Below are 20,818 nucleotides of genomic sequence, written 5' to 3' on the forward strand. Positions count from 1 at the left end.
GAAGGGAACACAAGCATGCGCGCAATTATTCTTGCGGCCGGGATGGGCTTGCGCCTCGTTCAGCCCGAAGGCCAGCAAAAGCCGAAGTGTCTGCTTCGCTTTGGCGATGCATCGCTGTTGGAGCGTCATCTGCACTTTTTGAAGTCCGCGAATGTCGATGAAGTCGTCTTCGTGACCGGCTTCAAGAGCGAGCAGATCGAAGCGGAGCTCGCGGCCATCGACTGGAAACCGAAGACCGAAATCGTCGTCAACGAGGAATTCGCGCTCGGCAGCGTGCTGTCCGTGCACACCGCGCGCGACGCGATGACGCGCGGCGGCGATGTCCTTTTGATGGACGCCGACGTGCTCTACGACGAACGCATCGTCGAGCCGCTCGTCGCGGGCGGCTCGGTGAATCGCCTTCTCATCGATCGCGATTTCGAAGCCGGCGACGAGCCGGTGAAGCTGTGCATCGAGAACGGCGTGCCGGTCGAACTGCGCAAGCAGGTCGCGGCGGGGTTGAAGTACGACACCATCGGCGAATCGGTCGGCTTCTTCCGCTTTGACGAGAAGATCGCCACACGCCTCGCTGACATCTGCGCCGGTTACGTGGCGTCGGGCCGCGCGAAGATGCCGCACGAAGAAGCGGTGCGCGACTTGTTGCTGGAGAATGTGCAGAACCCGTCCCACGTGTTCGATATCGCCGACGTGACCGGCGCACCGTGGATCGAAATCGATTTTCAGAACGACGTGAAGCGCGCGGCCGACGAAGTGCTGCCGCAATTGCACGCGCTGCGTCAGTTTGCAGGAGCCTCCCAACAATGAATGCACCCGGAAACATTCCCGTGGGCTACTCGCGCACCATGCGCCTGCGCGAGATGCTGCAAAGCAATCGCCTCGAATTCCTGATGGAAGCGCACAACGGCATTTCAGCGCGTATCGCGAAGGAAGCCGGCTTCAAGGCGATCTGGGGCTCGGGCCTGTCGATTTCCGCTCAGTTCGGCGTGCGCGACAACAACGAAGCGAGCTGGACGCAGGTCGTCGACAACCTCGAATTCATGGCCGACGCGAGCGATCTGCCGATCCTCCTCGACGGCGACACCGGCTACGGCAACTTCAACAACGTGCGCCGTCTCGTGAGGAAGCTGGAGCAGCGCGGCATCGCGGGCGTGTGCATCGAGGACAAGCAGTTCCCGAAGACCAACAGCTTCATCAACGGCGAAGCGCAGCCGCTCGCCGATATCGACGAATTCTGCGGCAAGATCAAAGCGGGCAAGGATTCGCAGAGCGATCCGAACTTCTCGATCGTCGCGCGCGTGGAAGCGCTCATCGCCGGCTGGGGCATGGAAGAAGCGCTCAAGCGCGCCGAGGCGTACCGCCAGGCGGGCGCGGACGCAATCCTGATCCACAGCAAATTGTCGAAGCCCGACGAGATCCTGACGTTCGCGCGCGAGTGGGCCGGGCGCGGTCCGCTCGTCATCGTGCCGACGAAGTATTACAGCACGCCGACCGACGCGTTCCGTCAGGCCGGCATCAGTTGCGTGATCTGGGCGAACCATCTGATTCGCGGCGCCGTTTCCGCGATGCAGGCCATCGCGAAGGAAATCCACGACAGCGAGACGCTCGTGAACGTCGAAGACCGCATAGCGTCTGTGAACGAGATCTTCCGTCTGCAGGACGCGGACGAGTACTCGGCGGCCGAAAACATCTATCTGAGCGCGGCCAACGAAAAGCGCAGCGCGATCGTGCTCGCGGCGAGCCGTGGCGCGGGCCTCGAAGCGCTGACCGAAGCGCGTCCGAAAGTGATGTTGCCGGTCGCCGGCAAGCCGCTTCTGCGCCATCTCGTCGAGGCGTTCAAGAAGGAGAGCATCAACGACATCACCGTGGTCGGCGGTTATCGCGCCGATGCGATCGAGAAGGGCGGCATCCGCCTCGTCGTCAACGAGCGGCACGACACGACGGGCGAGCTCGCATCGCTCGCGTGCGCCGTCGGGCACATGAACGGCGACACCGTGATTTCCTACGGCGACCTGCTGTTCCGCAGCTACATCCTGCGCGATCTGACCGAATCGGACAGCGACTTTTGCGTGGTCGTCGATTCGTCGCAAGCGCCGGAGGCAAGCGCTCCCGCGACCGATTTCGCGTACTGCTCGACCGCCGACGACCGTGCGCTCTTCGGCCAGAAAGTATGGCTCGATGGCGTCGTCGGAGCGGGGCAAAAACTGACGGACGGCCGCGCGCCGCAAGGCCGCTGGATGGGCCTCATCAAAGTGCGCGCCGGCGCGCGCGAACGCCTGCTCGCGACGCTCGACACGCTGAAGCAGCACGCCGATTTCGACAAGCTCGACATGGCCGCGCTGCTCAACGCGCTGATCGCCGCGGGGCAGAAGATCGAAGTGCAGTATGTGCACGGCCACTGGCGCGGCGTGAACGACCTCGACGATTTCCGTCGCGCGGGCGATTTCGCGCACGGTCAGACGCCCATCGGTTCGGAAGGAACGGAGAACGTGCGTGATTGAGGCCGCCCAGTTCGTCGAGGCCGCGCGTGAGCGTGGTTTCGACTGGTACGCGGGCGTGCCTTGCTCGTTTCTCACGCCTTTCATCAACTACGTGTTGCAGGACGAGTCGCTGCATTACGTGTCGGCGGCGAACGAAGGCGATGCGGTCGCGCTGATCGCGGGCGTCGAACTCGGCGCAAATCGTAAGCGCCGCGGCATCGCGATGATGCAGAACTCCGGCCTCGGAAATGCCGTGAGCCCGCTGACGTCGCTGACATGGACATTCCGTCTGCCGCAACTGCTGATCGTCACCTGGCGCGGCCAGCCGGGCGTGCACGACGAGCCGCAGCACGCGCTGATGGGGCCGATCACGCCGCAGATGCTCGAAACGATGGAGATTCCGTGGGAGCTGTTCCCGACGGAAGCCGACCAGATCGGCCCGGCGCTCGATCGCGCGACGCAGTACATGGACAGCACCGGCCGTCCGTACGCGCTCGTCATGCAGAAGGGCAGCGTCGCGCCGTTCGAGCTGAAGAAGACGGGCTTGTCGGGCGTGCGCGCCAATGCGCATCCCGCGCCCGTGCAGCGCTTCGAAGGCGAGCGCGTGACGCGCCACGACGCGCTGCGCCAAGTCATCGCCAATACGCCGAAGGAAACGACCGTCGTGCTCGCATCGACCGGATTCTGCGGCCGCGAGCTCTACGCGATCGACGACCGGGAGAACCAGCTCTATCTCGTCGGCTCGATGGGCTGCGTCACGCCGATGGCGCTCGGCCTCGCGCTTTCGCGTCCCGATCTGCGCGTGGTCGCGCTCGACGGCGACGGCGCGGCGCTCATGCGCATGGGCGTCTTCGCGACGCTCGGCGCATACGGACCGTCGAATCTGATTCACTTGCTGCTCGACAACGGCGCGCACGAATCGACGGGCGGCCAGGCGACGGTATCGCGCGGAGTCGATTTCGCGTCGATCGCGTCGGCGTGCGGCTACGCGCTCGCGCTCGACGGCGACGATATAGGCGTGATCGATCGTCTCTTCGACGCGAAAGACGTGAACGGCGCACGTTTCGCGCGCCTGTCGATCAGGACCGGCACGCCGGGCGATTTGCCGCGCCCGAAGATCACGCCCGAGGACGTGCGCGCGCGTTTGCAACAACACATTGGAGGCCGTTGATGCTGCTGCTCAATCCGGGTCCTGTCACGCTGAGCGAACGCGTGCGCAAGAGCCTGCTGCAAACCGACTTGTGCCATCGCGAGCCGGAGTTTTTCGATTTGCAGGATGAGGCGCGCCAGCGTCTCGTCGCCGCCTACGAACTCGATCCGGCCGTCTGGAGCGCCGTGCTCATGACGGGCTCGGGCACCGCCGCGGTCGAAAGCATGATCGCCGGTCTCGTGCCGGAAGGCGGGCGCTTGCTCGTCGTGGAAAACGGCGTGTATGGCGATCGCATCGCGCAGATCGCGAAGCAATACGGCATCGAGTACGAAGTCGCCAAATACGAGTGGATGCAGGCGCCGGACATCGACGCGATCATCGCGCTGCTCGACAGCAAGCGGTTCACGAACGTCGCGATCATCCACCACGAAACTACGACCGGCCGCCTGAACGCGATCGATCAGTTGTCGCGCGCGTGCAAGGAGCGCGGCATCGGCCTGCTGCTCGACGCGGTGAGCAGCTTCGGCGCCGAAGCAATCGACTTCGACGGCGGCGGCATCGCCGCGATCGCCGCGACGGCGAACAAGTGCCTGCACGGCGTGCCGGGCGCGGCGTTCGTCATCGCGCGCCGCGATGCGCTGGCGAAAGCGGCGAGCCGCAATTACTACCTCGGCATCGCGCGTCTCGCAAAGCTGCAGGACGAGCGCAATACGCCGTTCACGCCGTCGGTGCATGCGTATTACGCGCTCGTCGAAGCGCTGCGCGAGTTCGAAGAGGAGGGCGGTTGGCGTGCGCGGCACGCGCGTTACGCGAAGCTCGCGGAGCAGGTACGCGCGGGGCTGGCGTCGCTCGGCATCGACAGCGCGTTGTCGCCCGAGGAGTCGTCGGTGGTGTTGCGGGCGTACCGGCTGCCCGCGGGCGTCACGTATGAGACGCTGCATGACGCGCTCAAGGCGAAGGGCTTCGTGATCTATGCGGGGCAGGGCGGGTTGTCGAAGGAACTGTTCCGCATTTCGACGATGGGCGCGCTCGATGCGAACGATATGGACCGGTTGATTTCGTCGTTCGTCGAATTGCTGCGCTGACGCTGAGTCACGAGCGAGCCGCTCACTGCTTGCAGAAAATCGCCGTGATGAAGGGCGCGACGTGGTGCACATCCGCGTCGCTGCCCGCGGCGCGCACCTGCTGTTCGACCTCTTTATCGCCGCCCCACACGACCGCACCGTAGGCCGAATCGGCGATCGGCTCGCCCTTGCCGGGCTTGAAGACCGGGTCGTCCTTCTGGTAAGCGACGACCACGTAGACCTTGAAACCATAAGCCGTCAGCGTCGCGCCTTTCACGGGCTTGAACGCATTGACGGAGTTCGGCTCCACGCGCATCGGCCTGGTTTCCAGCAGTCCGTCTCGCTGCAACGGCGCGACGAAATCATGCGCGGTCGATTTGCAGTCGAGTTGCGCATCGATCGCCTTCGCGTGCGCGAGCGCGCCGAGCGACGCGAGCGTCACGGTCAGGGCGATTCGGCAGAGTCGGGCGGCGTGCTTCATGTTGACGCGATGTTCAGGACAGCTTGCACTTTAACGAGATTGCAACAAACCTGCACGACACGTCGAGCGAATCGTCGGGCCGCGCGTGGCCGATCCAACAAAAAAGCGGCCCGCAGGCCGCTTGTCGGATGAATCGCAGACGGCGCGTCAGGCCGCCAGCTCCAGCTTCGCCGTGTTGCGCTTGTCGCGCGAATGCACGCGCTTGCCGGCCGCATAAGTCTCGAACACCGCGCGATCGTCGCCGAGCAGCGCGAACGCGAACAGCAGTTCTTCCAGCGATTCCGTGCGCGACGTGCGGCGGGCGAGCAGCGGCGTCGCGTTCGGATCGAGCACGACGAAGTCCGCTTCGCTGCCGGGACTCAGCGTGCCGATCTTGTCGTCGAGTTCGAGCACTTGCGCCGCGCCCGTCGTCGAGAGCCAGAACATGCGCGTCGCGGTCAGATGATAGCCGGTCAGGCGCGCGATCTTGTGGGCGGCGCCCATCGTCTGAAGCATGGAGAACGACGTGCCGCCGCCGACATCCGTCGCCATCGCCACGGGCATGTTCGACGCGCCCGCCTTCTCGAAGTCGAACAGGCCGCTCCCGAGGAACAGGTTCGATGTCGGGCAGTGCGACGCCACCGCGCCCGTTTCCGCCATGCGCTCGCGGTCGCGGTCATCGAGATAAATGCAGTGGCCGTACACCGCGCGGCGGCGCAGCAGACCGTAGTGATCGTAGATGTCGAGATAGCTGCGATGCCCCGGAAACAGGCTCTCGACCCATTTGATCTCGTCCGTGTTCTCCGCGACATGACTTTGGACGAACACGTCCTGATGCTGCTGCGCGAGCGCGCCGCACGCTTCGAGCTGCGCTTGCGTCGATGTCGGCGCGAAACGCGGCGTCAACGCGTAGTGCTGACGGCCGCGGCCGTGCCAGCGCGCGATGAGTTCCGCGCTGTCGTCGTAGCCGGATTGCGCCGTATCGCGCAGAAACTCGGGGCAGTTGCGATCCATCAGCACCTTGCCCGCGACCATGCGCAGATTGCGCGCCTCGCTTTCGGTGAAGAAGGCATCGGCGGATTGCTTGTGTACCGTGCAGTACACGAGCGCCGTCGTCGTGCCGCAGGCGAGCAGTTCGTCGACGAAAAAGCTCGCCGTTTCGCGCGCGATCGCCGGATTCTCGAAGCCGCGCTCCGTCGGGAACGTGTACGTGTTGAGCCACGGCAGCAGGCCCGGCGCGGGCGAGGCGATCATGTCCGTCTGCGGATAGTGAATGTGCGAGTCGATGAAACCCGGCACGATCAGCTTGTCGCGCATGGTGTGGACGGTCGCGTCGGGACTGAGCCTGTCGCGCAGCGACGCATACGCGCCTGCCGCGGCCACTTTGCCGTCCTCGACGATCAGAAGGCCATCGGCCTCGTAGACCGCGCCGTCAGCGGCATGCGCGGGATCTTCCCGGAAGGTCAGCAACTGGGCGCGGTAGGCGGTTTGAGTCATGATGCAACGTCTCCGTTTCTGGGTTTAAAGCTGTGAAAGCAGCACTAGCGAAAAGGCAGCGATGATCCACATCGCCGGCTTGATTTCCTTCGCGCGCCCCGTCGCCGATTTCAGGACGACGAACGCGAGAAAGCCGTACGCGACGCCATCGGTGATCGAGTAGGTCAGCGGGATCAGGATCATCGCGAGGAATGCGGGAATGGCTTCATCGAAGCGATGCCATTCGATCTGCGTGATCGCTTCCATCATGAACACGCCGACGAGCACGAGCGCGGGCGCGGTGGCGATCGCCGGAACGAGCGACAGGAGCGGCGAAAGAAACAGGAAGGGCAGGAAGCACAGGCCCGCGACAACGGCGACGAGGCCCGTGCGCCCGCCCGCCGAAATGCCCGCTGCGGATTCGATATACGCGTTCGCCGGGCTCGTGCCGAGCGGCGCGGAAACGAGCGCGGAGAAGGAATCGACGATCATCGACTGACGGATGTTGCGTGGATTGCCGTCCTTGTCGTAGAGCTTGCCGGCCTCGGAAATCGCCATGAACGTGGAGAGCGCGTCGAAGAACGACGTGAACAGCATCACGAAGATGAACGGCCAGTAGATCACCTTCAGCGAGCCGACGAGATCGAGCTGGCCGATCGCGGAGAAATCCGGCGCGGCGACCAGGCCGTTCCAGTTGACGAGCGTCTTCGTGGCGATCGCGGCGGGCCAGTACGCGGTGCCGTCGCCGTAGAAACGGCCGATCGGAATCGCGATGATCGTCGTGAACACGATGCCGAGCATCAGCGCGCCGGTGACCTTGCGGGCGACGAGAATCGTCGTGACGGCGAGGCCGATCAGGAACGTGATGACGACGGGATTCAACGACGCCGAATGCACGATCGTCACCGGATCGCCGACGACGAACTTCGCGTTCACGAGGCCGATGAGGCTGATGAAGAGGCCAATGCCGCACGACACCGCGTGCCGCAAATTCGCGGGAATCGCATCGACGACGAGCTTGCGCGCGTTGAACGCCGCGAGCACCGCGAAGATCACGCCGGACCAGAACACGCAGCCGAGCGCGGTCTGCCACGGCATCTTGCCGCCGTGAACCATGACGAACGCGAAGAGCGCGTTCATGCCCATGCCGGGCGCGACGAGCACCGGATTGCGCGCGTAGAGGCCCATCGCGCAACTGCCGAGAAAGCTGACGACGACGGTCGCCGTCAGCGCCGCCGGAAACGGCACGCCCGCCTGCGAAAGGATGCCCGGATTGACGACGATGATGTACATCGCCGTGAGGAACGTCGTGATGCCCGCGACGATTTCGGTCTTGGTGCGCGAGCCCGCCGCGCGGATGCCGAAGAAGCGTTCGAGCGCGGTCGCGTCGCGTTGTGATGTTGTTGCTGTGGTTTCCATGCTTGTTCTTTACTGCTTCCAGTGCTGATCCAGGCGCGCGACCATCGCGTCGCGTTCTTCTTCGGTGACGAACGAGGCTTCCAGGCTGTTCTTCAACAGCGTGTAGACCTCGTTATCCGTAAGCTTCAATGCGTCGACGATCGCGAAGTAATTCGCGTTGACGTAGCCGCCGAAGTAGGCGGGATCGTCGGAGTTGATCATCACCGCGACGCCTTGATCCAGCAGGTCTTTCAGCGTGTGCTTCGTCATGTCGTCGAACACGCAGAGCTTGATGTTCGAGAGCGGGCACACGGTCAGTGCGATGCGCGCATCCGCGAGACGCGCGACGAGCGCCGCGTCCTCGATGCTACGCACGCCGTGATCGACGCGATCCACCTTGAGCAGATCGAGCGCTTCGTACACATACGACGGCGGACCTTCCTCGCCCGCATGCGCGACGAGCTTAAGGCCCCGCTCACGCGCCTTCGCGAACACGCGCTCGAACTTCGACGGCGGATGGCCGCGCTCCGACGAATCCAGCCCGACGCCGATCAGCCGATGCGCGTATTTGTCGAAGAGCGGCAACGCGCTTTCGTACGTCGCGAGCGCGTCTTCTTCGGAAAGATGCCGCAGGAAGCAGAGAATCAGCTTGCTCGACAAACCGCGCTTCTCGCCTTCGGCCAACGCGGCATCGATGCCCGCGACGACCGTTTCGATCGATACGCCGCGTTCCGTGTGCGTCTGCGGATCGAAGAAGATTTCGGCGTGCGCGACGTGGTCCTCGAGCGCGCGCTCGACATAGGCCATCGTCATGTCGTAGAAGTCCTCTTCGGTGAGCAGCACGCTCGCGCCCGCGTAGTAGATGTCGAGGAACGATTGCAGGTCGGTGAAGGCGTACGCGGCGCGCAGTGCGTCGATCGAGTCGTACGCGAGCTTCACGCCGTTGCGCTTCGCAAGCGCGAAAATGAGCTCGGGTTCGAGCGACCCTTCGATATGGATATGCAGCTCGGCTTTTGGCGCGCGCGCAATCTTGTCGGCGAGTGTGGGGTTCATGTGGGCTGTGTTGTTGTGTTGGGGCTACGGTTGCGCCTGTGGGTCAGGCGGTCTGTTGCGACGACGAGTAGCTCGAAGCGTGGGCTTCGACCGCCTGCAGCAGTTGGGCTGCCGCTGCAACGGCGATCACTTCGGGCGCCTTGTCGACGATCCCGTCGATGCCGATCGGACACACCATCCGCGCGATGCGCGCGGGGTCGATGCCGCGCGCCGCGAGCCGATGCTCGAACTGCTTCTTCTTCGTGAACGAGCCGATCATGCCGAAGAACGCAAAGTCGCCGCGTCTGAGAATGCATTCCGCCAGCGCGAGATCCACCGTGTGGTTGTGCGTCATCACGATGAAGTACGCGTTGGGCGGCGCTCGGTCGACGGCTTCGTCGGGCGCGTCGTTCGGCTCGATCGTCACGTTGTCCGGCACGAACTGGGGCGCGGGAAACACCGCGTCGCGCTCGTCGACCCAGGTGACGTGGCAGGGCAGCGTCGCGAGCACGCGCACGAGCGCCGCTCCGACGTGGCCCGCGCCGAACAGCACCACCTGAAAGTCGCGCGGCGCGATGGTTTCGGTCAGGAGCGCGCCGCTCTCGTCGAAACCGGCGCCGTCCCACAGGAGGCAGTCGGCGTCGGTCGTGCCCGGTTCGGGATCGGAGAGCATGACGGCGTCGGGCATCGGCGCGAACGAGACGCTGCGCACGGTCGACAAACCCTGCGCGGTGCGTTTCGCGAGCGTCGTCACCCAGTTCAGATCGGATACGTCGAGCCGCTCGAACGCCAGGACGACCGCGCCGCCGCAGCACTGGCCGAGGCTCGGGCCCAGAGCGAAACGCTCCAGCCGCCGCATGCGCGGGCTGCGCATGCCGTCCTTCAGCACTTGCCGTGCGGTCTCGATGGCCTTCCATTCCAGATGGCCGCCGCCGATCGTGTAGCGCGCGTCCTCGCGCGTGACGATCATCTTCGTGCCCGGCTCGCGCGGCGCGGAGCCTTCGACACGCGCGACCGTCACGAGCACGACGGCGTCGCCGTGCGCGAGCAGGTGTTGCAGGTCGTTCAGCCAAACTTGCATCGAGTGAGCTCCAGAAAATGTCGTTTTGCGTCGTCGCAGGCGCTAGTTTACCGGGGCGGCTTCTTCGGCCTCGACAGACAGCGCGTCTAGAATTGCTTCGGGCGTCGCCGGCGCGCGCAGTTTCGGCGCATCGGCCGAGTCGGGCGCGACGGAGGCGATCGCCGCGCGTATCGCGAGCAGCACAGAAAATGACAACAAGAGCGGCGGCTCGCCCACGGCTTTCGAGCGGAAAACGGTCGGTTCGGCGTTGTCGTTTCGAAAGAGGGCGACGTTGAAGATCGCGGGCGCGTCGTTGACGGCCGGAATCTTGTAGGTCGACGGCGCGTGCGTCATCAGGCGTCCGTCTCGGTTCCACCACAGTTCCTCGGTCGTGAGCCAGCCCATGCCCTGGATGAAGCCGCCTTCCACCTGGCCGATGTCGATTGCCGGATTGATCGAGCGTCCCGCGTCGTGCAGCAGATCGGCGCGCAGGAGCTTCCATTCGCCGGTGAGCGTATCGACCACGACTTCCGACACCGCCGCGCCGTACGCGAAGTAGTAGAACGGATGGCCTTGCAGCGTCTTCGCGTCCCAGCGCACTTTCGGCGTGGCGTAGAAGCCGTCCGACCACAATTGCACGCGCGCGAGATACGCGGCCGCGACGAGCTGATCGAACGGCATCTGCCCGCCGTTCACCTCGACGACGCCGCCGTGAAAGCGCACGTCGGCCGCATTGCCGCCGAGCTGTTTTACGACGAGTTCGGCGAGACGCGCGCGGATCGCGAGCGCTGCGGCTTCGGCGGCCTTGCCGTTCAGATCGCTGCCCGTTGATGCCGCCGTCGCCGATGTATTCGCGACCTTCGATGTATCGGTCGCCGTGACGCGCACGCGCTGCAAGCCGATGCCGAGCACGCTCGCGACGACCTGCGCGACCTTCGTGTTGAGCCCCTGGCCCATTTCCGTGCCGCCGTGATTGACGAGCACGGAGCCGTCCTTGTAGACGTGCACGAGCGCGCCCGCCTGATTCAGGAACGGCACGTTGAACGAAATGCCGAACTTGACCGGCGTGAACGCGATGCCGCGCCTGAGCACGCCGCCTTTCGCGTTGAACGTGGCGATGTCGGCGCGGCGCTGCCGATATTCGCTCGACGCGACGAGTTCGTCGGTCAATCCCGCGATCACGTTGTCCTCGACCGGCTGGCCGTAAGGCGTTACGTTGCGTTCGCCGACGCCGTAATAGTTCGCGCGCCGCACGTCGAGCGGATCGCGTTGCAGCCGATGCGCGATTTCGTCGACGATCACTTCCATCACGAGCGCGCCTTGCGGGCCGCCGAAGCCGCGAAACGCGGTGTTCGACTGCGTGTTTGTCTTGCAGCACAGCGCGCGGATGTCGACATCGCTCAGGAAGTACGCGTTGTCGAAATGGCAGACGGCGCGCGTGGCGACGGCGCCCGACAGATCCGCCGAATAGCCCGCCCGCAACGCGATCTCGACGCGCACGCCGGCGATGCGCCCGTCGTCGTCGAAGCCGCATTCGTATTCGTAGACCGCGTCATGGCGCTTGCCGGTGATCATGAAGTCGTCGTCGCGATCGGCGCGCAGCTTCACGGGACGCTTCAGCACATGCGCCGCGAGCGACGCCACGCACGCGAACAGCGCAGATTGCGATTCCTTGCCGCCGAAGCCGCCGCCCATGCGCCGGCATTCGCAGAGCACGGCGTGCGTCGGCCAGTCGAGCATGTGCGCGACGACCTGCTGCATCTCGCTCGGATGCTGCGTCGAGCTATGAACCAGCATGCCGTCCTGCTCTTTCGGCAGCGCGTAGGCGATCTGTCCTTCGAGATAGAACTGTTCCTGCCCGCCGACTTCGAATTCGCCCGCGAGCCGATGTTTCGCCGATGCGATGCGCCCGGCCGCGTCGCCGCGCCTCAGATGCAGCGGCGGCAGCACGAACTGGTTGCGCGCCTTCGCTTCGCGCGGCGTGAGCACGGCCTCGAGCGGCTCATAGCGCACGACGTCCTCGCTTTTCGCGAGCGCGGCGGCGCGGCGCGCCAGATCGTGACTCTCGGCGATGACGGCGAATACCGGCTGGCCGAGGTACTGCACGACATCGGCGGCGAGAATCGGATCGTCGTGCAGCACCGGGCCGCAATTGTTCTCGCCGGGGATGTCCGCCGCGGTCAGCACCGCGACGACGCCCGGCGCGGCGCGTACTGCATCCAGATCGAGCGACACGATGCGCGCATGCGCGTGCCGCGACAGACCTAGCGCCGCGTGCAGCGTGCCGCGCAACTCGGGAATGTCGTCGGTGTAGACCGCTTCGCCGCTCACGTGCAGCGCCGCCGATTCGTGCGGCAGCGCGGCTCCGGCGGCGTCGAGGACCATCGGTTCGGTCAGTCGGTTCATGACGTTTCCTCTCCGTGCGCGGCGTACGCGAAGGCGTTCACATCGGCGAGCGCGAGCGGGGCGTGCGGACGCGTTTCAAGATAGAAGCGCCAGAGCACGTTGCGCGCCACTTTGGCGCGATAGGCGCTCGATGCGCGCATGTCGGTGAGCGGCTGGAAATCGGCGTCGAGCGCGGCCATCGCGGCGCGCGCCGACGCTTCGTTCCATTCTCGGCCGACGAGCGCCGCTTCGGCTTGCGCCGCGCGCTTGGGCGTCGCCGCCATGCCGCCGAACGCGATGCGCGCATCCGTCACGCGATGGTTGCCGTCGAGCCGGATCGCGAACGCCGCGCACACCGCCGAAATGTCCTGGTCGTAACGCTTCGACACCTTGTACGTCCGAAAGCGCAGCGCCGCGACCGGACGCGGCACGCGAATCGCCGCGACGAATTCGCCGGCATCGAGCGCGGTCTTCTGATAGCCGAGATAGAACGCGTCGAGGCGCATCGTGCGGGTCGTGTCGGCCTTCTGCAGCACGAGTTCCGCGTTCAGCGCGATGAGCGCCGGCATCGAGTCGCCGATCGGCGAGCCGTTCGCCACATTGCCGCCGAGCGTGCCCGCGTTGCGGATCGGCCGCGACGCGAAGCGCGTCCATAATTCGGCGAGTTCGGGATAGTCGGCGGCGAACGCGGCATACGCATCGTCGAGCGAGGCGGCCGCGCCGATCGTCAGCGTGTGCGCGTCGCGCTCGATCGTCTTCAGCTCGTCGACGTTGCCGATGTACAACACGTCGCCGAGATCGCGGAACTGCTTCGTGACCCACAGGCCGACATCGGTGCTGCCCGCGAGCAGACGCGCGCTCGGATGCGCGGCGCGCAATCGGGCGAACTCCGCGCGCGTGACGGGCGCGTGGAACGTGTGCGGCCCGGATGCATCGGACGCGCGGTACTCGAACGTCTGCGTGCGCTTCAGCGCGAGCAACTGTCGCGCGATGGCATCGGGATCGAACGACGGACGCGGATACTCGAACATGCGCTGCGCGGCATCGACGATCGGCCGATAGCCTGTGCAGCGGCACAGATTGCCCGAAAGCGCGACGGCGATTTCATCGCGCGACGGCGGGCCCGCATCGCGCGGATGGTGGTGATAGAGCGCCCACAGCGACATCACGAAGCCCGGCGTGCAAAAACCGCATTGCGAGCCGTGACAGTCCACGAGCGCCTGCTGCACCGGATGCAGCGCGCCATCTTCGCCACGCAAATCTTCGACGGTGAAAAGGGCGCGGGAATCGAGCGTCGGGAGAAACTGGATGCACGCGTTGACGGCTTTGAGCGCGAGCGCGCCGGACGCGTCGAGTTCGCCGATCACGACGGTGCATGCGCCGCAATCGCCCTCCGCGCAGCCTTCCTTCGTGCCGGTGCAGAGCGCGTCCTCGCGCAGATGCTGAAGCACCGTGCGCGTGGCGGGCGCGTCGCCGATTTCGCGTACGGCGCCGCGTTGAAGAAAGCGGATGGTTTGCGTTGTCATGACTCGGGAAGACATTGCGGACCGGGCGCGCGTTACGCGGTTTCCGTTCGCTTCATGGGTTGCCGTGAGAAAACGCTAGGCTGCCTTTGAACGAATCGGACTGCGCGCACGTAGATCGCCATCCAGGCACGACCTTAACACCCCAATATCCCAAAAATATTGCCGGGCACGTATCAAGATTATGCGGATGCGCTGATGCGGGAAAGGAGGAAGCGCGTAGAGCGCGATGAAGCGGGGAAAGCGGGCGGCAAGAAGGGGCCGCCCGGAATAATTTACCGGACCGTCGTGCGCAGCTTGCGCTTCAGACGCACGCTGCCCGCGACCAGCACGAAAATCAGCGCAAACGCGATCAGCGACCATTGCGGCAAGGACAGCCCGAGAATCGGCGGATAGGGCGTTTCGCACAGGCCCGCGACCTTGAACACTTGCGGCAGCCAGCTTGCGGGCGGCAGACCGTCGACGATCGGCTGAAGGGCATCGAAACCGCAACTGAAGCCGGGATGCGACTGCACATAGACGTGACGTGCGGCGGTGGCGAGGCCGCCGAGCGCCGAAACCGCGACGAGCGTCTCCAAAAGCGCAATGCCGCGCCAGCTACGGAAAGCCGCGCCGAGAAACGCGAAGACCGCGATCAGCACGAAGAAATAGCGCTGGATGATGCACAGCGGGCAGGGATCTTCGCCGTGGAAGAATTGTAGATAGAGCGCGCCGCCGACGAGACTGAGACTGACAAAACCGAGCAGCACGAGCAGGCGGCGCTCGCGGCGCATCACCCGGTCATCCTGATGCATCGTGAAGTGATTCAAAGAGTTGTTCATTATTTCGCAACGATTCGAGAAGGAAGCACCTGAGTTGCGCGCGTATCGCGGTGAATTCTAGCGCGAACACCCGATGCGCAAAATCGGCCGCGACGTTCAGCCCATTTTCAGGCGCTCAGCGCGTCGTTTCCAGCACCGCTTCGACCGCGCGTCCGATCGACAGCAGCGTGTCGTCGGCGTTCGGCGCGGCCGCGAGCATCAGGCCCACAGGCGCTTCGCCGCGCGGATGGCACGGCAGCGACAGCGCGCACGCATCGAGAAAATTGAACGCGGTCGGGTTGCGCAGGATCAGCGCATTGGTGCGCGTGAAGGCGTCGTCGTCGCTTTCGAGATCGGCGATGCGCGGCGGCAGCACCGGCACCGTCGGGCAGATGATCGCGTCGAAACGCTGCCACAGCGTCGTGCGCGCTTCCTCGATCATCGCGGCGCGCGCTTCACACAAGTCGATGTAATCCGCCGCGCTCGCCGCTTCGGCGCGCTTCAGACGCGCGAGCACGCGCGGGTCGTATTCGTCGCCGCGCTCGGCCATCAATTTCCGATGCCACGCGTAAGCCTCGATCGCGACGAGCGGATAGCGATTGATCTCGGGCAGCCGGTCCAGCGGCGCGAAACGCACGTCTTCCACGAGCGCGCCCGCGGCGGCGAGATGATTGACCGCCGCGGCGACCGCACTCGCGACCGGCGATTCGACGCCATCGGTCACGTAGTTCGTGAGCACGCCGAGGCGCACGCCGTCGAGCGGACGCGTCGCGGGCACGCTGGAATCGCGTCCGGCGAGAATGCGGTCGACGAGCGCGCAGCACGCGACCGACACGCCGATCGGCCCGAACGAATCGAGCGTCTTCGACAGCGGCACGCCGCCTTGCTTTGGAATGCGGCTCGCGGTCGGCTTGAATCCGGTGAGGCCGCACAATGCGGCGGGAATGCGGATGGAACCGCCGGTGTCGGTGCCGAGCGCGACGGCGGCCATGCCGTCCGCCACCGACGCAGCCGCACCCGATGACGAGCCGCCCGCGATGCGCGCGTCGCCCGGCACGTTCGCATGCCACGGCGAACGCGGCGTGCCGTAGTGCGGATTCAGCCCGAGGCCGGAGAACGCGAACTCGCTCATGTTGGTGCGCCCGACGATCACCGCGCCCGCACGGCGCAGGCGCGCGACGGCGACGGCGTCGGCCTTCGCGGGAGCGGCGTTGCGCAGCGCCTTCGAGCCGGCGCGCGTCACTTCGCCTTCGATATCGAAAAGATCCTTGATCGACACCGGAATGCCCGCGAGCGGCGAGAGCACGGTGCCTGCGCGGCGCAGCGCATCGTGGGCGTCGGCGGCGGCGCGGGCGTGTTCGGCATCGACATGAAGGAAGACGGTCGCACCCTGGCCGGCAGGATCGGCGATACGTTCGAGCGCCGCTTCGACGAGCGCGCGGCTCGTCGTGCGGCCGCGCTTCAGATCGGCGGCGAGTTGGGCGAGCGGGGCGAACTGCGGCGAAGTGGTGGGCATGGCGTCGGGCAGTGGCGTGGCCGGCAGCGAGAAGGCCGGGCACGCCCGGCGCTTCGCATCGGCAGTGAAGGGATGGGCGCGCCGTGTCGCAAGGCTGGAGCGCTCAAGGTGGCAGTCATTCTAAGCCACCGGCGCCGATCGAACACCGCTCAGATCGTGCGCGAGAAGCGTCGCAGGCCCGCTTGTCCCAGATAACGGTCGAATACCGAGGCGACATTGCGCACCAGCATGCGTCCGGCGGGCAGCACGCGGATCGCGTCGCGCGAGAGGTCGATGAGGCCGTCTTCCGCCATCGGCGCGAGGCGCGCGAGTTCGTTGGCGAAAGTGGCGGGAAATTCGATGCCGTGTGCGCGCGCGACATCGTCGAAACGCAGTTCGCCGCCGCACATGAGACGCATGATGACGTCGCGGCGGAGTTGGTCGTCGGTGCCAAGACGCACGCCGCGCGTGATGGCGAGATCGCCCGCATCGATCGCGGCGGCGTAGTCGGCGAGATCGCGTGCGTTTTGCGCATAGACATCGCCGATCTTGCCGATCGACGACGCGCCGATGCCGATCAGATCGCAATCCGCCCGCGTGCTATAGCCCTGGAAGTTGCGCTGAAGCGTGCCGGCCTCGAACGCGCGCGCGAGCTCGTCGCCGGGCAGCGCGAAATGATCCATGCCGATGTACACATAACCCGCGTCGCACATGCGCGCGATCACGCGCTCGAGAATCGCGAGACGCACGGCGGGCGAGGGCAGCGCGCTCTCGTCGATCTGCCGCTGCATCTTGAAGAGCGTCGGCATGTGCGCATAGCCGAACACGGACACGCGATTCGGTTTCAGGTCGATGATCGCGTCGAGCGTGCGCGAAAAGCTCTCGACGCTCTGATGCGGCAGGCCGTAAATCAGGTCGACGCTCACGGACTTGAAGCCGTTCTTGCGCGCGGCGTCGAGCACCGTTTCGGTCATCTCACGCGGCTGGAGCCGATTGACGGCGCGCTGCACGCGCTCGTCGAAATCCTGCACGCCGAGGCTCAGCCGATTGAAACCAAGCTCGCGCAGCAACGCGATCGTCGCCTCCGATGCTTCACGCGGATCGACTTCGATCGAATATTCGGCGCGCTCGTCGTCGACGAGATTGAAATGCGCGCCCGTGGCGGACATCAGTTCGGCCATCTCCTCGTGCGAGAGGAAGGTCGGCGTGCCGCCGCCCCAGTGAAGCTGCGTGACCGGACGCGAGGTGTCGAAAAGCGCGGCCTGCAGAGCGAGTTCGCGCTTCATCCGGTCGAGATACGGGCGCGCGTGCGCGCGATTTTTCGTCGCGACCTTGTTGCAGCCGCAATAGAAGCAGACGGTGTCGCAGAACGGGATGTGGAAGTAGAGCGAGAGATCGGCGTTCGCTTTCGCCTTGCTCGCGGCTTCGCGATAATGCGCGGGATCGAAGGCGTCGGTGAACTGTACGGCGGTCGGATAGGACGTGTAGCGCGGGCCGTGCGCGTCGTAGCGCGCGAGCAGATCTGGGCGAAAGAACGGAGCGGCGGCAGTCATGGCGAACCTCGGGGAATCGTCCGAGTGTAATCGGGCGATGGGGGCGACATTTGCGTGATAACGTCGCAGCCCGATAGCAGCGAATTGACGAAGCGCAAAGCCGATGCGTGGGACAATATCGTTTCTTTTCATGCGGTTCAGTGTCGCCATGTCGATCGATTCTTCGTCTCATGCCTGCCGGGAAGCGTGCGGCGCCTGCTGCATCGCGCCGTCCATTTCGAGTCCGATTCCGGGGATGCCGGACGGCAAGCGCGCGGGCGAGCGTTGCGTTCAACTGGGCGACGATCTGCGCTGCAGGATTTTCGGAGATCCGCGCAGGCCGGCGTGCTGCGGCGGTTTGCAGCCGTCCGTTGAGATGTGCGGAGAGACGCGCGAATATGCGCTGACATGGATCGAACGACTGGAAGCGCAAACGCGGCCAACCGATGCCCGAACCGCGCCGCACGGCGCAGACTTGAAAAAAGCTTTGGAGGATTACGCATGACGGAACCCGTCGCGCCGCTGCGGCGCCGGTTCGTGCTGGCAGGACTCGTGTCCCTGTGCGCACTCGCATTCACATCGACGGCGCAATCCGCGTCGAACTCGATATTCCCCTTCATTCCGGACCACTACACATTTTCGACGCAGCAGGTGCAGGAAGCCGTCGCGCGGAAATTTCCGCTGCAACGTACGGCTTCGCAAATATTCGACGTCGTCCTGAGTAATCCCGTCGTCGGCATGGCGCCGGATCGTAATCGCGTGACGGTGCGCGTCGACGCGCGTCTGTCCACGCCGTTCATGCCGAATCCCGTGATCGGCGCGTTCACGCTCTCGACGCAACTCGGCTACGACGCGCCGAGCCGATCGGTCATTCTCGTGTCGCCATCCGTCGACGATGCGCAGTTCAGCGGCGACGCCGCGCAGTACAACCAACAGATTGCATCGGTAGGCGCGCAACTCGCGGCGCAACTGCTCGACCGCTATCCGATCCACACCTTCAAGCCAGAGGAACTCCAGTTCGCCGGCGTGTCTTACGAACCCGGTACAATCACAGTCCTTACAAACGGCATACGTGTGCAGATCGTTGAGAAGTGAGTCGAAATCTCTGCGCAATGTGCTCCATAAGCAACGGCGATAACGGCGAACAAGGGCTGAACGGATGGACTGGATATTGATGGTGAAGGCGCTCATTCTGGGCGTCGTGGAGGGCTTGACCGAATTTTTGCCGGTTTCAAGCACGGGGCATCTGATCGTCGCGGGCAGCTTGCTGAACTTCACCGACGCACAATCGAAAACCTTCGACGTCGTCATCCAGTTCGGCGCCATTCTTGCGATCTGCTGGGAATATCGCGCGAAGATCGGCTCAGTGGTCACGGGCCTGCCCGCACGCGCCGACGCGCGGCGCTTCACGCTGAACGTGATCATCGCGACCATTCCGGCCATCGTCCTGGGCTTGCTGTTCGAGAAGAGCATCAAATCAGTGCTGTTCTCGCCGGTGCCGGTGTCGGTGGCGCTGATCGCCGGCGGCGTCGTGATCTTGTGGGCGGAGTCGCGTCAGCGCGAACGCGCCGTCGCGCCGCGCGTACATTCCGTCGATGATCTTTCCTACGCGGATGCCTTCAAGGTCGGTCTCGCGCAATGCTTCGCGCTGATTCCGGGCACCTCGCGTTCCGGCGCGACGATCATCGGCGGGATGCTGTTCGGACTCGAACGACGCGTCGCCACGGAGTTCTCGTTCTTCCTTGCGATTCCGATCATCTTCGGCGCGACGCTCTACGAAATGGCGAAGTACTGGCGCACGCTGACCGTGAACGACTTCGGGCTCTTCGCGATCGGGCTCGTCGCGGCGTTCATCAGCGCCTTCGTCTGTGTGCGCTGGCTGCTGCGCTATGTCGCTTCGCACGATTTCACCGCGTTCGCGTGGTATCGCATCGGCTTCGGCTTGTTGATTCTGATCGTCGGATATAGCGGCGGCTTGAGTTGGGCCGACTGACCGCGCTTTCGCCGCGCACCATGCAAAACGCCACGGCTTGCCGTGGCGTTGTCGTTTCTGCGCGGCGCGTTCTTAGCGGCGGCGGAACATCAGATCCCACACGCCGTGCCCGAGCCGCAGTCCGCGTCGCTCGAACTTCGTGACCGGACGGAAATCGGGGCGCGGCGCGTAGCCGTCCGCGGTGTTTTCCAGCGCCGGTTCGGCGCACAGCACTTCGAGCATCTGCTCGGCGTAATTCTGCCAGTCGGTCGCGAGATGGATATAGCCGCCCGGCTTCATGCGCGACACGAGCAGCGCGACGAACTTCGGCTGGATCAGGCGGCGCTTGTGATGACGCGCCTTGTGCCACGGATCGGGAAAGTAGATGTGCACGCCGTCGAGACTGTCGGGCGCGATCATGTGTTCGAGCACTTCCACGGCGTCGTGCTGAAGAATGCGGATATTGCCGAGCCCTTGCTCGCCGATCAGCTTCAAGAGCGCGCCCACGCCCGGCTCATGCACTTCCACGCCGATGAAGTCGTCGCCCGGACGCGCGGCCGCGATTTCCGCCGTGGTCGCGCCCATGCCGAAGCCGATCTCAAGCACGCGCGCCGCGTGCCGGCCGAAGAGCGCATCCCAGTCGGCGGTCTGGGGCGTGTAGGGCACGACATAGCGCGGACCGAGATCGTCGATCGCGCGCTGCTGGCCCGGCGATACACGGCCCGCGCGCGTGACGAAACTGCGGATGCGTCGATGGCGCAGCGTGGCATTTTCGTTGACGTCGGACTGGTCGCCGGCGTCGTCCTTGGGATCGTGGTTCATGAGGCGATGCTGAAAACGGATGCGGGAAACTAAAAAGCCGCCCAAACGTGACTTGGGGCGGCTTTCGCTGGGATTCTGGAGCGGGCGATGGGAATCGAACCCACGTCAGTAGCTTGGGAAGCTACGGTAATGGCCATTATACGACGCCCGCTTGAGCCGGGTATTGTAAGCG

Annotated in this window: 18 protein-coding genes and 1 tRNA gene; 7 read left to right on the forward strand and 12 right to left on the reverse strand. The window is 65.0% G+C overall.

The window, feature by feature from the left end; genetic code table 11:
• The first annotated feature begins 15 nt into the window (after positions 1–15).
• From NCS28_RS03435 to NCS28_RS03450, 4 genes are read left to right on the forward strand one after another with little or no spacing between them, the layout of a single operon-like run.
• Positions 16–804, forward strand: a complete 789-nt coding sequence (locus tag NCS28_RS03435; RefSeq protein WP_250512476.1) for a phosphocholine cytidylyltransferase family protein — start codon at positions 16–18, stop codon at positions 802–804.
• A complete protein-coding gene (gene aepX, locus NCS28_RS03440; RefSeq protein ID WP_250512477.1) occupies positions 801–2,498 on the forward strand; it encodes a phosphoenolpyruvate mutase in 1,698 nt (565 codons plus the stop codon). The genes NCS28_RS03435 and aepX overlap by 4 nt, the downstream gene beginning before the upstream one ends.
• Positions 2,491–3,648, forward strand: coding sequence for a phosphonopyruvate decarboxylase (gene aepY / locus NCS28_RS03445; RefSeq protein WP_250512478.1), 1,158 nt, complete (start codon positions 2,491–2,493; stop codon positions 3,646–3,648). The genes aepX and aepY overlap by 8 nt, the downstream gene beginning before the upstream one ends.
• Positions 3,648–4,712, forward strand: coding sequence for a 2-aminoethylphosphonate aminotransferase (locus NCS28_RS03450; RefSeq protein WP_250512479.1), 1,065 nt, complete (start codon positions 3,648–3,650; stop codon positions 4,710–4,712). The genes aepY and NCS28_RS03450 overlap by 1 nt, the downstream gene beginning before the upstream one ends.
• 22 nt (positions 4,713–4,734) lie before the next feature.
• On the opposite strand, the gene NCS28_RS03455 is transcribed toward NCS28_RS03450, so the two are convergent.
• From NCS28_RS03455 to hemN, 10 genes are all read right to left on the reverse strand, one after another.
• The gene (locus NCS28_RS03455) at positions 4,735–5,172 is read right to left on the reverse strand and encodes a hypothetical protein (RefSeq protein ID WP_250512480.1); all 438 of its coding nucleotides are present in this window, start codon (positions 5,170–5,172) and stop codon (positions 4,735–4,737) included.
• 147 nt (positions 5,173–5,319) lie between these two features.
• Positions 5,320–6,648 carry a guanine deaminase gene (gene guaD / locus NCS28_RS03460; protein ID WP_250512481.1) on the reverse strand — a complete coding sequence of 443 codons (1,329 nt, stop codon included), beginning with the start codon at positions 6,646–6,648 and terminating at the stop codon, positions 5,320–5,322.
• A gap of 24 nt (positions 6,649–6,672) precedes the next feature.
• Complete coding sequence (locus tag NCS28_RS03465) at positions 6,673–8,046, reverse strand: NCS2 family permease (protein WP_250512482.1); 1,374 nt, start codon at positions 8,044–8,046, stop codon at positions 6,673–6,675.
• A gap of 9 nt (positions 8,047–8,055) precedes the next feature.
• Positions 8,056–9,078, reverse strand: coding sequence for an adenosine deaminase (locus tag NCS28_RS03470; RefSeq protein ID WP_250512483.1), 1,023 nt, complete (start codon positions 9,076–9,078; stop codon positions 8,056–8,058).
• Positions 9,079–9,121: 43 nt separating this feature from the next.
• Positions 9,122–10,138, reverse strand: coding sequence for a xanthine dehydrogenase accessory protein XdhC (gene xdhC, locus NCS28_RS03475; RefSeq protein ID WP_250512484.1), 1,017 nt, complete (start codon positions 10,136–10,138; stop codon positions 9,122–9,124).
• A 42-nt stretch (positions 10,139–10,180) separates the two neighbouring features.
• Positions 10,181–12,523: a xanthine dehydrogenase molybdopterin binding subunit gene (gene xdhB / locus NCS28_RS03480; protein WP_250512485.1), complete on the reverse strand. Its 2,343-nt coding sequence runs from the start codon at positions 12,521–12,523 to the stop codon at positions 10,181–10,183.
• Positions 12,520–14,028: a xanthine dehydrogenase small subunit gene (gene xdhA / locus NCS28_RS03485; RefSeq protein ID WP_250512486.1), complete on the reverse strand. Its 1,509-nt coding sequence runs from the start codon at positions 14,026–14,028 to the stop codon at positions 12,520–12,522. The genes xdhB and xdhA overlap by 4 nt, the downstream gene beginning before the upstream one ends.
• Before the next feature lie 272 nt (positions 14,029–14,300).
• Positions 14,301–14,819 (reverse strand): disulfide bond formation protein B, encoded by a 519-nt coding sequence (locus tag NCS28_RS03490; protein WP_250513049.1) that lies wholly within the window; start codon positions 14,817–14,819, stop codon positions 14,301–14,303.
• Between the two features lie 142 nt (positions 14,820–14,961).
• A complete protein-coding gene (locus NCS28_RS03495; RefSeq protein WP_250512487.1) occupies positions 14,962–16,341 on the reverse strand; it encodes an amidase in 1,380 nt (459 codons plus the stop codon).
• Between the two features lie 149 nt (positions 16,342–16,490).
• Positions 16,491–17,873 (reverse strand): oxygen-independent coproporphyrinogen III oxidase, encoded by a 1,383-nt coding sequence (gene hemN / locus NCS28_RS03500; protein ID WP_250512488.1) that lies wholly within the window; start codon positions 17,871–17,873, stop codon positions 16,491–16,493.
• 148 nt (positions 17,874–18,021) lie between these two features.
• Here hemN and NCS28_RS03505 point away from each other — a divergent pair, with 148 nt between their 5' ends.
• The 3 genes from NCS28_RS03505 (at position 18,022) to NCS28_RS03515 (ending at position 19,845) form a co-directional block, all read left to right on the forward strand.
• Positions 18,022–18,357 carry a YkgJ family cysteine cluster protein gene (locus tag NCS28_RS03505; protein ID WP_250512489.1) on the forward strand — a complete coding sequence of 112 codons (336 nt, stop codon included), beginning with the start codon at positions 18,022–18,024 and terminating at the stop codon, positions 18,355–18,357.
• Positions 18,354–18,947: a DUF1439 domain-containing protein gene (locus NCS28_RS03510; RefSeq protein ID WP_250512490.1), complete on the forward strand. Its 594-nt coding sequence runs from the start codon at positions 18,354–18,356 to the stop codon at positions 18,945–18,947. Before NCS28_RS03505 ends, NCS28_RS03510 begins: the two co-directional genes overlap by 4 nt.
• Before the next feature lie 64 nt (positions 18,948–19,011).
• Entirely contained in the window at positions 19,012–19,845 is an 834-nt protein-coding gene (locus tag NCS28_RS03515; RefSeq protein ID WP_250512491.1) for an undecaprenyl-diphosphate phosphatase, read from the forward strand.
• A 72-nt stretch (positions 19,846–19,917) separates the two neighbouring features.
• Here the strand turns inward: NCS28_RS03515 and trmB are convergent, their stop codons facing one another.
• Positions 19,918–20,646, reverse strand: a complete 729-nt coding sequence (trmB, locus tag NCS28_RS03520) for a tRNA (guanosine(46)-N7)-methyltransferase TrmB (protein WP_250512492.1) — start codon at positions 20,644–20,646, stop codon at positions 19,918–19,920.
• 76 nt (positions 20,647–20,722) lie between these two features.
• Positions 20,723–20,797 (reverse strand) — tRNA-Gly (locus NCS28_RS03525).
• Positions 20,798–20,818: the final 21 nt, after the last annotated feature.

Source organism: Caballeronia sp. INDeC2 (assembly GCF_023631325.1).
Lineage (GTDB): Bacteria > Pseudomonadota > Gammaproteobacteria > Burkholderiales > Burkholderiaceae > Caballeronia.

Bases quoted from the DNA above. Each gene is read 5' to 3' on its own strand.
- NCS28_RS03435 (WP_250512476.1), top strand. From the start codon at position 16: ATGCGCGCAATTATTCTTGCGGCCGGGATGGGCTTGCGCCTCGTTCAG.
- aepX (WP_250512477.1), top strand. From the start codon at position 801: ATGAATGCACCCGGAAACATTCCCGTGGGCTACTCGCGCACCATGCGC.
- NCS28_RS03450 (WP_250512479.1), top strand. From the start codon at position 3,648: ATGCTGCTGCTCAATCCGGGTCCTGTCACGCTGAGCGAACGCGTGCGC.
- NCS28_RS03455 (WP_250512480.1), bottom strand. From the start codon at position 5,172: ATGAAGCACGCCGCCCGACTCTGCCGAATCGCCCTGACCGTGACGCTC.
- guaD (WP_250512481.1), bottom strand. From the start codon at position 6,648: ATGACTCAAACCGCCTACCGCGCCCAGTTGCTGACCTTCCGGGAAGAT.
- NCS28_RS03465 (WP_250512482.1), bottom strand. From the start codon at position 8,046: ATGGAAACCACAGCAACAACATCACAACGCGACGCGACCGCGCTCGAA.
- NCS28_RS03470 (WP_250512483.1), bottom strand. From the start codon at position 9,078: ATGAACCCCACACTCGCCGACAAGATTGCGCGCGCGCCAAAAGCCGAG.
- xdhC (WP_250512484.1), bottom strand. From the start codon at position 10,138: ATGCAAGTTTGGCTGAACGACCTGCAACACCTGCTCGCGCACGGCGAC.
- xdhB (WP_250512485.1), bottom strand. From the start codon at position 12,523: ATGAACCGACTGACCGAACCGATGGTCCTCGACGCCGCCGGAGCCGCG.
- xdhA (WP_250512486.1), bottom strand. From the start codon at position 14,028: ATGACAACGCAAACCATCCGCTTTCTTCAACGCGGCGCCGTACGCGAA.
- NCS28_RS03490 (WP_250513049.1), bottom strand. From the start codon at position 14,819: ATGCATCAGGATGACCGGGTGATGCGCCGCGAGCGCCGCCTGCTCGTG.
- NCS28_RS03495 (WP_250512487.1), bottom strand. From the start codon at position 16,341: ATGCCCACCACTTCGCCGCAGTTCGCCCCGCTCGCCCAACTCGCCGCC.
- hemN (WP_250512488.1), bottom strand. From the start codon at position 17,873: ATGACTGCCGCCGCTCCGTTCTTTCGCCCAGATCTGCTCGCGCGCTAC.
- NCS28_RS03505 (WP_250512489.1), top strand. From the start codon at position 18,022: ATGTCGATCGATTCTTCGTCTCATGCCTGCCGGGAAGCGTGCGGCGCC.
- NCS28_RS03510 (WP_250512490.1), top strand. From the start codon at position 18,354: ATGACGGAACCCGTCGCGCCGCTGCGGCGCCGGTTCGTGCTGGCAGGA.
- NCS28_RS03515 (WP_250512491.1), top strand. From the start codon at position 19,012: ATGGACTGGATATTGATGGTGAAGGCGCTCATTCTGGGCGTCGTGGAG.
- trmB (WP_250512492.1), bottom strand. From the start codon at position 20,646: ATGAACCACGATCCCAAGGACGACGCCGGCGACCAGTCCGACGTCAAC.